Raw genomic sequence first — 14,807 nt, 5'->3', positions numbered from 1 at the left:
CCCGTGCGCGGCGGCGGGTCCGCGCGCCTTCGGGCGGCCCGCCATCACAGTCCGGCCGGGCATGAGAACTCCCGCAGCTCGCGCAGGGCGAAGGGATTCTTCGCGCTGCCGGCGGTCACCTCGAAGGTTGCCTTGCGCCCCCCCACGTCGAAGGTGGCACGGAAGCTCTGGGGGCTGCTCCCGGGTACGATCCGCGCCTGGTCGAACAGCCGATGGAGCGCCCACGGGCCTTCCAGGACCACCGCGGAGGTCATGCCCTCCAGGGCCGGCTCAAGCACCAGGCGCACCTGCTGGCTGCCGCGGGTCCCCGGCCAGCGCACCGTCTGCCCGACCTGGGGACCGTGCTGGTAGCGGAGCGTCTGGCCGTCGATGTCGAGCACCAGGTTGGTGATGCTCACATCCATCTCGATGGGCTTGATCAGCACCGTCACCGTCGGCGCGCCGGCGCCGCCGCGGAAGAACACGTCCTTGACCGCGCTCGCCTTCTCGAACTCCGCCAGGGCGGCACCCGCCCCGCGCCCCCCCTGGGCGCCCGGTAGGAGCCGCCAGGGGCTGGAGGAGCGATCCACCACGTTCGCCAGCTCGCGCTCAAAGTAGCCGTCGATCGCCCCGCCCGGACCGAACATGCGGGTGAAGTCGTCCGCGGCGACCTCGTTGGTCGCGCCGCGCACGAGCGGATAGCGGCCCTGGATGGAATCGCGGCACATCCGCGTCACGGTGCCGACCATCTCGCGCCCCTTCACCACCCGTGCCTCGCGGGCGACGAGCTCGCCGCCGGCATCGGCGATGGACTCAAGGAGCTGGCGCGTGGGCGGGGGCATGCGGCTGGCCTCGGCCTTGAGGCGGACCGGCAGGTCGCTCGCGGGGGGCGCATAGCCTCCGGCCCGCGCCGCCGCCACCGAGCCGAGCATCAGGTGCAGCTCGGACAGGGTCTGCAGGGTGCTCGCCATGGGGCCGCTGGGAGCCCCTTCGCCGGTGCCGCCCACCGAGCGGCGCAGCGCCTCGAAGCGGTTGTCCACGATCAGCTCCGGACGCTCGGTGGGCGCGAGCCGGCCCGGCATGCGGCTGGGCCCGATGACGCGCGTCACGTCGTCCTGGGTTGCGCGGGCGGTCCGCTTGACCCGGTCGAACAGGGACTGGTCGGACCCGGTGCGCTGGTTCGTGTCCTTGAGCAGCGTGGTCTCCTTCACCACGGCCTGCATGAGCCACGCGAGGGGCGAATCCGCAGAGGAGAGCAGGCGCGCCAGCTCGGCCGCCTCGTTGAGGCTGCTCACGTCCACGAGCGTGACGTCGTCGATGAAGCGCTCCCACTTCGCCACGTAGTCCCACATGTAGAGCCGCTTGACCTCCAGGCCCAGCTTGCCGCCGGCGATCGCCTGGGCGCTGTCGCGCACGGCCGACTCATCGACGCCGAGCACCCACCCGTCGTCACGGCCCACGTAGCGCAGCACGTTGTCCACCTCGGGGGAGAAGAGCTCGTGGTACCCCCGGTAGGTGTACAGGGAGAGCACGCCGTCCGTGAGGGGCAGCCCGCTCTTGCGCCGGAACACCGACGGGGCGGCGGTCCCGATCACCTGGGCCACCGAGAAGTCCGGCAGCTGGTTGTGTTCCATCGCCCGGGCCAGGCGGCGGTAGCTCCGCTCGGCGAGGGTGAACTGCTTCAGCCGGGCGCGGGTCTCAGCCACCAGCACGCTGTCGGGCTCGGAGGCCGGGAACACCGCCCCCAGCGCGATCAGGGCCGACACGTGGCGCTCCAGCGCATGGCGCTCCTCGGGCGCAGAGCCCGCAGGCATGTTGTAGTCCCAATCGGCGAGCACGAAGCCCTTGAACGCCTCGGGGTCGAAGCGCTCCGGCTGGTGCATCATGAGGTAGGCCTTGAGGATCTCGTAGGCGAACTCCAGATCCTCCAGGGCCACCGAGCGCAGCAGGCTCTCCAGGCGCAGCTTGAGGGTGGGCGCGAGGCGCGTGCGCAGCAGGTCCTCGTAGATCGGACGCGCCCCGGCCTCCAGCTTGCCGCCCTGGTAGAGCCCGAAGGTCCAGGGGGTGAGCGGATCCGGCGCCCGGAAGCGGACGCTGTCGGGCAGGGTCTCGGCCGCGCTCAGGGGCTCCAGGAGGGCGTAGATGTTGCCATCCACGGTCGGCGGCAGCTCGATGAGCTTGACCCCCAGCGGGTCGACCTTCGCGTCCACCTCGGCGATGTAGGTGAGGTTGTTGCGATAGCTGGTGGTCCACGCGCCGATGGCGCCGACCAGCAGCAGCACGCTCGCGGCGTAGGCGGCATAGTGCAGCGCGCGGGACCGGCGGTTCACCTTGCGGTTGTGCCCTGCCAGGTGCGCCTCGGCGAACACGACGCGGCTCAGCAGCTCGCGCAGGAAGTAGCTCTTGCCGGTTTCCCTGCCCACCCGCTCGCCCTCGGTGGCCTGGGGCCTGGCGCCAAGGGTGTTCACCACCCGGTCGAGGGGCGTGCCCTCCTGGGTTCCGCTGGTGAAGTAGATCCCGCGCAGCATCGGCGCGGCGGAGAAGCGCGAATCGGCGAACAGGCGCTCGCTGAGCTCCCGCACGCTGTCGCACAGCAGGGCGAACTGCTGGGGGAAGGAATGCAGGGCCTCGCGGCGGACGAGCTCGGACTCGCGCTGCAGGGCGTCCACCAGCCCGGCGTCGACGCGCCTCATGAGCAGCCCCAGCTCCTCGCTCACGGCCTTGCCGTCGTGGGCCATGGTGCGCCCTTCCACGTAAGGGAAGGTCGCGCCCCAGACCTGCTCGCGGCCGGCCCGGTCCAGCGGCGCGAAGTACTCGTCGAAGCCGCGCAGCAGGTCGCACTTGCTCACCAGCAGATAGACCGGGAAGGCGATGCCCAGGTCGTTGCGCAGTTCGTCCAGGCGTTCGCGCAGGATCTCGGCGTGGGCGCGCCGCCCGTCCGGCCCCGCATCGAGCAGCTCGGTGACCGATACCGCCACCAGCACGCCGTTGATGGGCTGGCTCGCGCGGGTCTTGCGCAGGAGCCCCATGAAGCCGCGCCATTCGGCCTTGTCGGCCGCGCCGTCGCTCTCGTGGGTGGTATAGCGCCCCGCGGTGTCGATGAGGACCGCCTCGTCGGTGAACCACCAGTCGCAGTTGCGCGTGCCACCGACCCCCTTGATCGCCACCCGCCCGTGGGACTTGGCCAGGGGAAAGCCCAGCCCGGAGTTGAGCAGCGCGGTGGTCTTGCCCGCCCCCGGTGCGCCGATGATGATGTACCAGGGCAGTTCGTAGAGATAGCGTCCGCGCGCCAGCAGCCGGCCCATGAAGGACGAGGCCTTTCCGGCGAAGCGGGTGCGCCGCAGGATCGCCAGCGCCTCGTCGAAGCGTTGCCGCAACAGGACGATCTCGCCGCTTTCCTCGGTGCGCCGGGTGGCGAGCACCTCGCGCAGGCGCTCCGTCACTCCGGCGTTCGTGGCGCTGCGACGCCAGCGGCGAAGGAGGATGCGCAGGAGCACGAGGGCCACCAGGGCGACGATGGTCCAGAAGCGGGCCCACGTGCCGACCAGGGGTTGCCAGTCGCCGATGGCGATGAGCGGGCCGATGAACCAGATCAGCAGGGCCGCCACCACCAGACCGACGAAGGTCCAGAAGGCGCGCGACAGCAGGATGCTGAAGAGACGGTAAAGGGCCGAGCCGATCATCGTACGCCTCCCGGGGAGCTCGCGGGCGGCATGCCGGCGCGGTTGATCTGACGCTGGATCTCGCTCGTCCGCAGCATCACCACGATCTCCACCCGGCGGTTGCGCGCGCGGCCGTCCGCGCTGCCGTTGTCGGCCCGCGGGTTGGCCTCGCCCCGGCCTTCGGAGCGGATGCGCCCCTTCCTCGCGATCTGCCCCTCCAGCAGGTCGGACACCGAGTTGGCGCGGGCCTGGGAAAGGTGCCAGTTGGACGGGAAGCGCACGCTGCGCATGGGAATGCTGTCGGTGTAGCCGGTCACCAGCACCTCACCATCGACCTCGTCCAGGGCGTCGGCGATGCGGCCCAGCACGGCCAGGTAGGCGGAGCGGGGCTCGGCGCTGCCGGAATCGAACAGGCCGTCGCCCAGAAGGGTGACGACGCTGCGGTCGGGCAGGTCCATCACCTCCAGGAGGCCCGCGCGGATCTCCGCTTCGAGAAAGCGGTGCAGGCGGGGCGGGGCCGGCGGCGGAGGCGTGGCGAGCACCAGGGGCGGCACCTCGAGGCCCGCCAGCCGCGCGTAGACCGCATCGGAACGCGGCCCGAGGGAGAAAGTGAACCAGGCGTAGACGAGGAAGGCGATGGCGGCGCAGATGGTCGCCACCACCCAGGGCGGAACGGTGCGCCAGGCCTCGCGCACGGAGGCCACGCCGGCCCAGTGGGGCGAGAGCCTCCCCTCGTGCCCGCCGGCGTTCTGCTCCAGCAGCGCCGCGATGCGCCGCTTGAGGATCTCCAGCTGGGAATGCCCGTCGCCCTGGACCCGGAACTTGCCCTCGAAGCCGAGCGCCATGCACAGGTAGAGCAGCTCGATCAGCTTGTGGTGGCGCTCCGGGTGCTGGGCCAGGCGGGCGAGCAGCTGGAAGAATTTCTCGCCGCCCCAGGTCTCGTTGTGGAAGGCCACCAGCAGGCTGTGCCGGGCCCACACGCCGCGGCTGCCCCAAGGGGTGAGCGCGGCGGTCTCGTCCAGCGCGGTGCACAGGCAGTAGCGGGCGGCGATAACCTCGTCCCGGGACACGTTGGCCGCCAGCGCCTGCTGCTCGAAGAAGCGCACCTCGTCGGCCAGCACGCGGTGCAGGCCGGCGGGATCCTCCTGGGCCGTCATGGTGCGCAGCACCGGCAGCAGGTTGAGCACGCGCAAGGCGGCGCGCACGAGGGGATTGTCGCTGCAGGAGGGCGCGGCCTGCAGGCGCTCGGGCCGTTCGTCGCGCAAGCCATCCCCCCGGCCCGGCCCGAGCCGCGCCGACCCGCCCTCGGCGAGGGCGTCGAAGTTGTCCATCCCCTCCACGCGCTCCACGCCCTGGGGGCCGGGGGCGCTCTCGGGGCGTTCCCGGTTCGAAGCGTCCGTCATCGCCTGATCGCCCAGCATTCGAGATCGAGATCCGGGAACTCGCCGGCGATGTGCACGGCGATGCCCGCGCTGCGCTCGAGCTCGCGCCACAGCTCATGGTGGGAGTCGAGCTCGAAGTACTGGTAGCCGGCGTGGTAGGGCAGTTCCCGAGGCGCGATGGGCAGCGGCTTGAGGCGTACGCCGGGCAGGTGGAGGTTGACTAGGTCGCGGATCTTCTCCACCGGCCCCACCTTGACCTGCGCGGGAAACTGCGCCTGAAGCTGGTCCGGCGGCAGGCCCGCGTGGGCGGCGAAGACGAAGGAGGCGCTGCGCAGCAGCTGCCGGTCCGGCACCACCGCCATGCGGATTCCGTACTTGCGCTCCTCCAGCGGCACCCGGATCGCCGTCTGCTCCATCACCAGGGACAGGGCCCGCCGCAGGTCCGCCATGACGGGCGCGAAGCTCTCCTTGAGGGCGTCGTGGCGGTAGCAGGGATAGACGCTCGCGCGACGCTGGCTCGAGAAGGTCGCCAGCTCGCCCACCAGCCGCAGCAGTTTGCTGTAGAGCCGCTCGGGGTGCACGGCGTCGCGGCTGTCCAGGTGCATCATGGGCGGAAGCCAGTGGTTCACGAGCTTGAGCAGCAGGAAGTCCGCCACCTCCGACACACCGCCGCGCCCGCCGGCCGTGAGCCGGCTGGCCAGGGCGTCGGCACGCTGGCTGAGCAGACCGGCGACCTCCCGGACGAACCCGTCGAGCACCGGATGCCCCTTGCAGGCGAGCATGGGCGGGATGTAGTCCCGGTCCAGCAGCACCGCGTTGCTGGCCAGCAACTCGGCCACCCGGACCACGCCCAGCCCGATCCATCCGGTGGGCACCTCGGCCGCCGGGAACAGCCGGAAGCGCATGCGCCCGGTCTGGATCTCGGCGCCCCCGGCCCCCGGCCGGTTCGCATCCCGCGCCTCGTCCACGACCGCCAGCCAGCGCGCCGCGCTGGCCGCGTCCTCCTCGAACAGCACGCTGTCCCCGCCACTGTCTGCGGGGGGCACGGCCAAGCACACCACTGTGTCGCGCGCCGTCGCGGGCAGATCCAGGCTCAACAGCCCGGAGGCGTCCCGCGGCAGGTGGAACGGGGTGCCGTCGGGCATCACCCCCGAGGCGGCGCGGATCACCACCCGCCCCAGGGACAGGGCATCCTCGTCCACCTCCAGGGCGGAGAACCCCCAGCCGAGCTCGAGCACTGCCACCGTCCGGCGCCGCACCAGCGCCTCGAGATAGCGCTCCTGCTGCTGGAAATGCTGCGGCCGGAGGAACATCCCCTCAGACCAGACCACCTTGTGCTCGCCGCTCACCGATCGCTCCCGAGATTGCCTTGCCCTGCCGGCCCAACCATGGGCTTCCGTGTCACTCTTCACTCTCCTCGATCACGACCGCGCGCTCGCCGATCATCAGGCTGTACTTGCGGACCGGCGAGCTGTCCCGAGCCCACAGGCGGCCGGCCCGATGGGGCGCAGGAACTGCCGCGATCGCGCGCCACACGCTCTCCCCCACGTCGCGGTAGCCGGCCGCGACGCCGATGAAGCGGACGTCCAGCGCCGCGCGGCGGCGGATCACCCGCACCTCGCCCGGCATGAGCATGAACTCCTCCACGTCCACCACCTCACCGTTGCCAGGCAACCCCCCGCTACCGAGCAAGGCGAAATAGTCAGCCGAAGTGAAGAACCCGCGCTGGCTGAGTCCGTAGATGCGCACCAGCACCGGCGAGGGCCTCCCCTGCTCCGTGGGGTTGAGCCGTTCCGAGGCAGCTATGAAAAGCTCCAGGGGCACCGGCAGCTCCCGCCGCGAGATGGTCGAACAGCCAGCGGCCAGCGCGAAAGCGGCTGCACCGCAGTAAAGAAAAACCCGGCGTCCCGCCCCCTTGTCGCCGGGGCAAGCACACGTCGCGGGGTGTATACCGGCCATCCCTGTCGATTTCCTATAGGCGAACAAGACGAGAGTATATTCCATAGACAACTTAAAAGTGCATTGACATATCCTATCGTCATGCACAACAATCGCGACATTGAAACACCATTGATGACTATGGCCTATCGGGGCCGACACTTGCATTCCGCCCCCCTCGCCGACGCAGACCCCATGACCTCGAAGCTTCTCGACCGACTCAGTGCTGCAGGAAATATGCCGAACGGAAGCCCGTGCGGTCCGGACTTAGAGTATTCATCCGCCTTTCTGGAGTTCATGACCCAGGCCCGGGGACGCGCCGAGCAGCAACTCGGCGACAGCATCCTCCCGGCCCAGGAGCCCGACTGGAACCAGGTGCTCGACCGCGGCGCGCAACTGTTGCACGAGACCCGGGACCTGCGGGTGCTGGTGACCGTGACACTCGCAGCCACCGAGCTCGACGGACTTTCCGGTCTCACCATCGGACTGCGTCTGGTCCGCGGGTGGCTGGAGGAGCACTGGGAGGCGCTACATCCTTTGCTCGTGTACGACGGAGAGCGCGACCCGCTGCCGCGCATGAACGCGCTGGCCTCCCTCGCCGACCCGAAAGGCATGATGCGGGCGGTCCGCGCCGCCCCACTCCTGGAATCCCAGGCCGGCACCGTGACCGTGGGGGAGGCCGACCTCGTCCTGCGCGGCCGACCCGTGCCGGCCAGCGCCACCGTCTCCACCGCCGATCACCTGTCCCGGCTGGTCAGCGCTGAGCGCGAGCGCAATGCCGTGCGCATCGCCCTGCTAGCCGAGGCGCGCAAGTCCCTGGCCACCATCGAGGCCACCTGGCGCGGGCGCGTGGAAGCCGACTACTGGCCCGAGCTGGCCCCCCTTGCGGAGGTCCTCGCCCGCGTCGAGGCGGCCGTGGCCCCGCCCGGAGAGGCCGACGGCGTCCCGCAGGCGGACGCGGCGGAGCCGCCCGCCGCCGCAGGCACGCCCGCGCCTGCAGCGCGGCCGCCTGCCGCTGCGCTGCCTCCGCGGGTGGACAGCCGCGCCGACGCCTTCCGCGCCCTCGCCATCGCCCGAGCCTATTTCGAAGCGCACGAACCGTCGCACCCGGCGCCGCTGCTCATCCGCCGCATCGAGCGCCTGAGCGACCTCGACTTCGCCCAGATCCTCGCCGAGCTGGTGCCCGAAGGGCTCGCCCAGTTGGAACATCTGGCCGGCTCCCGGGCCTAGCGCCCCTTTCCGACACCGAACGATTCCAAGGAGCAAACACGTGGCAATCAGAAACGACATACCGAAGGGCAAGAGCGGGCAGAAGTTCATCGCCCGCAACCGCGCCCCCCGCGTACAGATCGAATACGACGTCGAGCTCTACGGCTCAGAGAAGAAGGTCCAGCTTCCCTTTGTCATGGGCGTGATGGCCGACCTTTCCGGCAATCCGGCCGAAGCGCTTCCAACCGTCGCCGACCGCAAGTTCCTCGAGATCGACATCGACAACTTCGACGAGCGCATGAAGGCCGTGAGGCCTCGGGTCGCCTTTCCCGTGACAAACACCCTCACAGGTAAAGGTGAGCTGGCGGTCGACATCACCTTCGAGAACATGGACGACTTCAGCCCCGCCGCGGTCGCCCGCAAGGTGGAGCCCCTGCGCCGCCTGCTCGAGGCGCGCACTCAGCTCAACAACCTCCTCAGCTACATGGACGGCAAGACCGGCGCCGAGAACCTGCTTGCCGAACTGCTGCGCGACCCGGCCACCCTAAAGGCGCTGGCCACCCTGCCAAAGGCTGCACAAGAGCTGCCATCCGCAGAACCGAAACCGGAGGCCGCCTCGCAATGACGCAAGCAAGACTGCAAGAAGCCGGCGCCCATCAGGTCACGGAGCAGTCCGATCTCGCCAACCTTCTCGAGAAGGAATTCAAGCCGAAGACCGACGAGCAGCGAACCGCCGTCGAGGCTGCCGTGCGTACGCTCGCCGAGCAGGCCCTCGACTCGGCCGTCCAGCTATCCGGCGACGCCTACCGCTCAATACAGGCCATCATCGCCGAAATCGACCGCAAGCTCTCCGAGCAGGTAGACGAGATCATCCACAAGCCGGATTTCCAGCGTCTCGAATCCACCTGGCGCGGCTTGCACTATCTCGTCAACAGCACCGAAACAGACGAGATGCTCAAGATCCGGGTGATGAACATCTCCAAGAAGGACCTCCACCGCAATCTGCGCCGCCACAAGGGCATCGGCTGGGACCAGGGCCCCATCTTCCGCCGGATCTACGAGGAGGAGTACGGTCAGTTGGGCGGCGCCCCCTACGGCTGCCTGGTGGGTGACTACTATTTCGACCACTCCGCGCCGGATGTGGAGCTGCTTGGCGAGATTAGCAAGATCGCGGCCGCTGCGCACTGCCCCGTCATCGCCGGCGCCGACCCCGGCGTCATGCAAATGAACTCGTGGCAGGAACTGGCCAACCCCCGCGACCTCACCAAGATCTTCGAAAACACCGAGTACGCCCCCTGGCGCAGCCTGCGCGACTCCGACGATTCGCGCTACATCGGTCTGGCCATGCCACGCTTCCTGGGCCGCCTGCCCTACGGCGCCCGCACCAACCCGGTGGACGAGTTCGACTTCGAGGAGTCCACCGAGGGGGACGACCACTCCCGCTACCTTTGGGTGAACGCTGCCTTCGCCATGGCGGTGAACATCAACCGCAGCTTCAAGTACTACGGCTGGGCCACTTCCATCCGGGGCGTCGAATCCGGGGGGCTAGTCGAGGGTCTGCCCTGCCACACGTTCCCCAGCGACGACGGCGGCGTGGACATGAAGTGTCCCACCGAGATCGCAATCTCCGACCGTCGCGAGGCCGAACTCGCCAAGAACGGCTTCATGCCCCTGATTCACCGCAAGAACACCGACATGGCCGCATTCATCGGAGCCCAAAGCCTGCAGAAACCGGCCGAATATTACGATCCCGACGCTACGGCAAATGCCCACCTTTCGGCGCGCCTGCCCTATCTCTTCGCCTGCTGCCGCTTCGCGCACTATCTGAAGTGCATCGTGCGCGACAAGATCGGAAGCTTCAAGGAGCGCGACGACGTCCAGCGCTGGCTCAACGACTGGATCATGAACTACGTGGATGGCGACCCGGCGAACTCCAGCCAGGACACCAAGGCACGCAAACCCCTCGCCGCTGCCGAGGTAATGGTGGAGGAGGTCGCGGAAAACCCCGGCTACTACACCGCCAAGTTCTTCCTCAGGCCGCACTACCAGTTGGAGGGCCTCACGATGAGCCTGCGACTCGTGTCGCGGCTGCCATCCCTGAAGCCGGAAGGTACGACCTGACCCCACCGGGCACAGGCAGCTGCGCTGCGCCCACCTCCCCACTTGCAACCCGAGAGAAACACGACTATGGCTTCTTTGCAGGATTTCTTCATCAAGATCGCCGGCATCGACGGCGAATCCAAGGATTCTAAACATACTGGCTGGATCGACGTGCTGTCCTTCGGCTACGGCGTATCCCAGTCCTCGTCCATGTTCACCGGCGGCGGCGGCGGCGTGGGCAAGGCCAGCTTCGACACCCTGAACTTCGTCCACTACGTGGACAAGGCCACCCCCAATCTGATGCAGTACTGCGCCTCCGGCAAGCACGTGGGGACAGTGGAAGTTTCCTGCTGCAAGGTCGGTGACGGCTCGCAGGAATACATGCGCGTCACCATGACCGACTGCATCATCACCCACGCCGGCCCGTCCGGCTCCACCTCCGACGCCCGGGTCACGGAGTCGGTTGGCATCTCGTACTCGAAGATCAAGGTTGAGGTGAAGGAGCAGAACGCAGACGGCTCCATGGGCGCCGCAGTCACCGGCACCTGGGACGTCAAGAAGAACATGGTCTAAGTCGCCGCAGGGCGCGGGCAGGCGGTCGCCTGCCCCCATCCCGCCTTCGAGGAAGTCGACATGTCACTTGACTCTAATGTCATCAAGATTGTGCGCCGGACCGAGAGCGTCGTCTCGACGGTCTCCGAGTTCACCGCCGGCGACAACACGCTCACGGGCTACATCCTCGAGGAAAGGGGCCCGTCCACCCGGATCCCGAACCAGGAGCGGCGGATCCCCCCCGGCACCTACACGCTGCGCTGGCACACCAGCCCGCGCTTCCGCGCCACCCTTCCCCACCTGTACAACGAGCAGGTCCCCAGAGAACGCTACATCCTGATCCACGCCGGAAACACGGCCGCCGACACCGAGGGCTGCCTGCTGCCCGGCAAGACCTTCACCAAGGACAGCGTCGGCTCGAGCCGGGCCATGCTGGCCGAACTCATCGAGTTTTTCAGGTCCAGGGGAATCGAGAACGTTTCGCTGGTCATCGAGGAGGACTTCCGATAGTGCGCAAAGCCTGGCAAACCGCGGCGGCGCTGTTCGCCGCCCTGGCCCTCTCGCTGCCCTTCGCCGGCTGCGCCGCAGAGCAGTCCGTGGTGCTGCCGCCGGGCTACTCACTGGAACGGGACGCCACCCCCCGGTACGAGTCCCTCACGGCCTTCAAGGGCCGGGTGAGCTTGGCCGGCGAACTGGTGGCGTTCGCCACCACCTCCACCATCGACGGCGATACCGAGCGGCACCTCCACCTGGTGCTCATCCCCGCCCCCGACCAGATCGGCCGTCTGCCGAAGGTGCTCGTCTCGGACGAAACCCCCGCCATGACCATAGCCATCGAACTCGACTACCTCGACGATACTCAGGCCGAGGCCATCACCACCGTCTTCGGCCCGGCCGCCCTGAACAACATCCAGGACCGGGACATCGCTTACCGGGCCACTGGCGTCGTCACGCTCGAAGCCTACAGCACTGGTCTCGAATGCAACACGCGCTTCCACTACGCGCGCTTCGTTGACCTCGCCCCCCCCCCGGGCGGCACGCCCGGCATCGAGACTGGCACCCCAGCGGACTTTGCGCCGCCCGGAACGTCAGGGTGCGGACACTGAGCCGTGCCCTTGCCAGGCCCAGTTCCCCTCCGCGAACGCGCGCACCTGCGCCTGCGCCCTTCCCCCGTAACGGGGCCCCCGACGCCCCTAGCACCCCACCAGGAGCCCTCTGATGCACTACCTTTACAAGTTCACCACCGTCGCTCTAGCCGGCTTTGCCTGCCTGCTCGTTTCCGCCTGCGCAACGGTGCCGGACGCCCCGACCGACCCGGCCGCGCCCCAGGCCCCGACTCCCGACCTAACGGTCGTCATACGCGCCCAGATGATCTCGGCCCTGCGCACGAGCCCCTTCCTGAGCGTCAGCGAAAAGGAGGACGCCACCATCCTCGTCCAAATTCGCTCGGCCGATGCCTTCGCTCGGGCACGTGCCACCCCGAGTGACGATCTCAAGGCTGCTCTCCATCACGTGACCCGAGTAATGCGGAACCACGAGGGTTACATCGTGCGCGCCGTCGGCCACACCGACACCAGCGGCAGCGCGGCTCGGAACGTCGAGTTATCGACCGCGCGCGCAAAAGCGGCTTCCCGCCAGATGATCCAGGCCGGGCTCGATCCGTCGCGCGTCCAGTATGAAGGGCGCGGTCAGACCGAACCCATCGCCTCCAACGACACCCGCGAGGGGCGTGCAGTGAATCGCCGCGTGGACATCCTCATCCTCCCCGCGCAGTGACCTCGTGTCCCTGCCCGCGCGTCCCAGCAATGCTCTGATGACAGTTACGACTCGATCATGAACCGCCTTCTCATAGCCCACACCCCCCTGGGCGACGCCCTGTGGGCGGTGAGCCTCGCCGGACGCGAGGCGATGTCCTCGCTGTACGGGTTCGACGTGCGCTTCAAGTCCCTGGACCCGAACCTGGACTGCCAGGCGATGATCGGCGAGCGCTGCGCGATCGAGTTGGAAGCCGACCGGCGCGGCAAGCGGTTTCTGGCGGGGCAGATGGTGCGTTTCTCGGCCATCGGGCGGCAGGGCCGGCACTGGGTGTACGAGGCCACGGTGGCCCCGAAGCTGTGGCACGCCTCGCGCCGCTCGGACTTTCGCATCTGGCAGAACAAGACCGTGCCCGAGATCCTCTACCAGGTGCTCGGGGAGAACGCGGTGCGCTTCGACATGCGCCTGAAGGCTACGTACAAGCGCTGGGAATATTTGACGCAATACAGCGAAACGGATCTCGACTTCATCTGCCGCCGCCTCGAGCACGAAGGCATCTTCTTCTGGTTCGAGCACGGCCCGGACGGCGAGACCATGGTGCTGGCCGACCACTTCACCAGCCACCCGGTCTTTCCCGGCTACGCCTCGGTGCCCTACTACGACGGCACCGAGGCCCGCGCCGACGCGGACCACTTCGACTTCTGGCGCCTGTCGCGCCAGGTCGAGACGGGCCGCATCACCCACACCGACTACGACTTCAAGCGCCCGGCGGCCGATCTGACCACCGAGCACAACGACCCGCGCGGGCATCTGTTCGACCACTACGCCCGCTTCGCCTGGCCGGGCAACTACGTGCAGACGGCCGACGGCAAGCACTACGCGGCCGACACGCTGGAGCGGCTGCAGCGCGAGCAGGAGCGGATCGAGCTGGCCGGGCGGGTGCGCGGGGCCGCCCCCGGCTACCGCTTCGCGCTCACCGAGCACCCGCGCGCCGAGCTCAACCGCGAGTTCGTCGTGGTCGCCGCTACCTACGACATCGCCGACAACGACTACGAGGCCGCCTCGGGTGCCAACGAGAGCGTCTTCCGGGTGGCGGTGGAGACCGTGCCCGCCGACCGCCCCTGGCGCGCACCGCTGGTCACCCCCGTGCCGCGCACCCGCGGCGTGCAGACCGCCGTGGTGGTGGGCCCGCCGGGCGAGGAGATCTACACGGATGAGTACGGCCGTATCAAGGTCCACTTCCACTGGGACCGCTACGGCAAGAAGGACGGCACCGACACCTGCTGGATCCGGGTGGCCCAGCCCTGGGCGGGGGCCAACTTCGGGGCCATCCACCTGCCGCGCATCGGCCAGGAGGTGATCGTCGACCACGAGGGCGGCGACCCGGACCGGCCCATCGTCACCGGGCGCGTCTATAACGCGGCGCAGATGCCCCCCTGGGCGCTGCCGGCCAACAAGACCCAGTCGGGCATCCTCACCCGTTCGAGCAAGGGGGGCGGGCCGGCCAACGCCAACGCCATCCGCTTCGAAGACCTCAAGGGCGCCGAGCAGCTGTGGATCCACGCCGAGCGCAACCAGGACATAGAGGTGGAAGTTGATGAGACCCATTGGGTCGGCCAGGACCGCGCCAAGACCATCGACCGCGACGAGACCACCCTCGTCCATCGCCACCGCACCGAGACGGTCGACGGCAACGAGACCATCACCATCCACCAGAACCGGACCGAGACGGTGGATCGCAACGAGACCATCGCCATCCACGGCAACCGCACCGAGGCCGTGGACGGCAACGAGGCGGTCACCGTCCACAAGAGCCGCAGGAAAACCATCGACCGCAACGAGACCGACCGCATCGGATCGAGCTGGTCGGTCAAGGTCGGCAAGTTCAAGACCGAGACCATCGCCATGGCCTACATGCAGAACGTGGGCATGGGCCGCATGGAGAACGTGGGCCTGGGCTACAGCCTGAACGTGGGGCTCGCCATGAACACCGTGGTAGGCATGAGCCAGACGGCCCAGGTCGGACAGAACAAGCGCACGACCGTGGGCCAGCACTACACCCTCGAGGCCGGCGAGAGCATCACGCTGCGGGTGGGCGCCAGCGTACTCGTGATGAAGGCCGACGGCACGGTCACCGTCAATGGCGCCAATATCGACATCGTCGGCAGCCAGCACGTCGGGGTCGAGTCCGAGCGCATCGACCTGAACTGAACCCCCACAAAGAACGCCC

At 68.6% G+C, this 14,807-nt stretch carries 12 protein-coding genes; 8 read left to right on the top strand and 4 right to left on the bottom strand.

Features of this window, described 5'->3' with window-relative positions; genetic code table 11:
* Positions 1-44: 44 nt before the first annotated feature.
* The 4 genes from tssM to tssJ form a co-directional block, all read right to left on the bottom strand.
* Positions 45-3,662 (bottom strand): type VI secretion system membrane subunit TssM, encoded by a 3,618-nt coding sequence (gene tssM, locus ACPT9U_RS10380; RefSeq protein WP_435750865.1) that lies wholly within the window; start codon positions 3,660-3,662, stop codon positions 45-47.
* Positions 3,659-5,044, bottom strand: a complete 1,386-nt coding sequence (locus ACPT9U_RS10375) for a DotU family type VI secretion system protein (protein WP_435750864.1) — start codon at positions 5,042-5,044, stop codon at positions 3,659-3,661. Before ACPT9U_RS10375 ends, tssM begins: the two co-directional genes overlap by 4 nt.
* On the bottom strand, positions 5,041-6,354 hold the full coding sequence (tssK, locus tag ACPT9U_RS10370; protein WP_435750863.1) for a type VI secretion system baseplate subunit TssK: 1,314 nt from the start codon (positions 6,352-6,354) through the stop codon (positions 5,041-5,043). The genes ACPT9U_RS10375 and tssK overlap by 4 nt, the downstream gene beginning before the upstream one ends.
* A 70-nt stretch (positions 6,355-6,424) precedes the next feature.
* Positions 6,425-6,982 carry a type VI secretion system lipoprotein TssJ gene (gene tssJ / locus ACPT9U_RS10365; RefSeq protein ID WP_435750862.1) on the bottom strand — a complete coding sequence of 186 codons (558 nt, stop codon included), beginning with the start codon at positions 6,980-6,982 and terminating at the stop codon, positions 6,425-6,427.
* Between the two features lie 141 nt (positions 6,983-7,123).
* Between tssJ and tssA the strand changes: the two genes are divergently transcribed.
* The 8 genes from tssA (at position 7,124) to ACPT9U_RS10325 (ending at position 14,788) form a co-directional block, all read left to right on the top strand.
* Positions 7,124-8,191, top strand: a complete 1,068-nt coding sequence (gene tssA, locus ACPT9U_RS10360) for a type VI secretion system protein TssA (RefSeq protein WP_435750861.1) — start codon at positions 7,124-7,126, stop codon at positions 8,189-8,191.
* A 40-nt stretch (positions 8,192-8,231) separates the two neighbouring features.
* Positions 8,232-8,795: a type VI secretion system contractile sheath small subunit gene (gene tssB, locus ACPT9U_RS10355; protein WP_435750860.1), complete on the top strand. Its 564-nt coding sequence runs from the start codon at positions 8,232-8,234 to the stop codon at positions 8,793-8,795.
* Positions 8,792-10,291, top strand: a complete 1,500-nt coding sequence (gene tssC / locus ACPT9U_RS10350; RefSeq protein WP_435750859.1) for a type VI secretion system contractile sheath large subunit — start codon at positions 8,792-8,794, stop codon at positions 10,289-10,291. Before tssB ends, tssC begins: the two co-directional genes overlap by 4 nt.
* A 66-nt stretch (positions 10,292-10,357) precedes the next feature.
* Positions 10,358-10,843 (top strand): Hcp family type VI secretion system effector, encoded by a 486-nt coding sequence (locus ACPT9U_RS10345; RefSeq protein ID WP_435750858.1) that lies wholly within the window; start codon positions 10,358-10,360, stop codon positions 10,841-10,843.
* 60 nt (positions 10,844-10,903) lie between these two features.
* On the top strand, positions 10,904-11,332 hold the full coding sequence (locus tag ACPT9U_RS10340; protein WP_435750857.1) for a DUF5675 family protein: 429 nt from the start codon (positions 10,904-10,906) through the stop codon (positions 11,330-11,332).
* Entirely contained in the window at positions 11,332-11,928 is a 597-nt protein-coding gene (locus tag ACPT9U_RS10335) for a hypothetical protein (protein ID WP_435750856.1), read from the top strand. Before ACPT9U_RS10340 ends, ACPT9U_RS10335 begins: the two co-directional genes overlap by 1 nt.
* 112 nt (positions 11,929-12,040) lie before the next feature.
* Positions 12,041-12,598, top strand: coding sequence for an OmpA family protein (locus tag ACPT9U_RS10330; RefSeq protein ID WP_435750855.1), 558 nt, complete (start codon positions 12,041-12,043; stop codon positions 12,596-12,598).
* A gap of 57 nt (positions 12,599-12,655) precedes the next feature.
* On the top strand, positions 12,656-14,788 hold the full coding sequence (locus tag ACPT9U_RS10325) for a type VI secretion system Vgr family protein (protein ID WP_435750854.1): 2,133 nt from the start codon (positions 12,656-12,658) through the stop codon (positions 14,786-14,788).
* Positions 14,789-14,807: the final 19 nt, after the last annotated feature.

The organism is Thauera sp. AutoDN2, assembly GCF_051280715.1.
Lineage (GTDB): Bacteria > Pseudomonadota > Gammaproteobacteria > Burkholderiales > Rhodocyclaceae > Thauera.
Note: the sequence above shows the minus strand (reverse complement) of the source record. Positions and strands in the feature narration are given on the sequence as shown.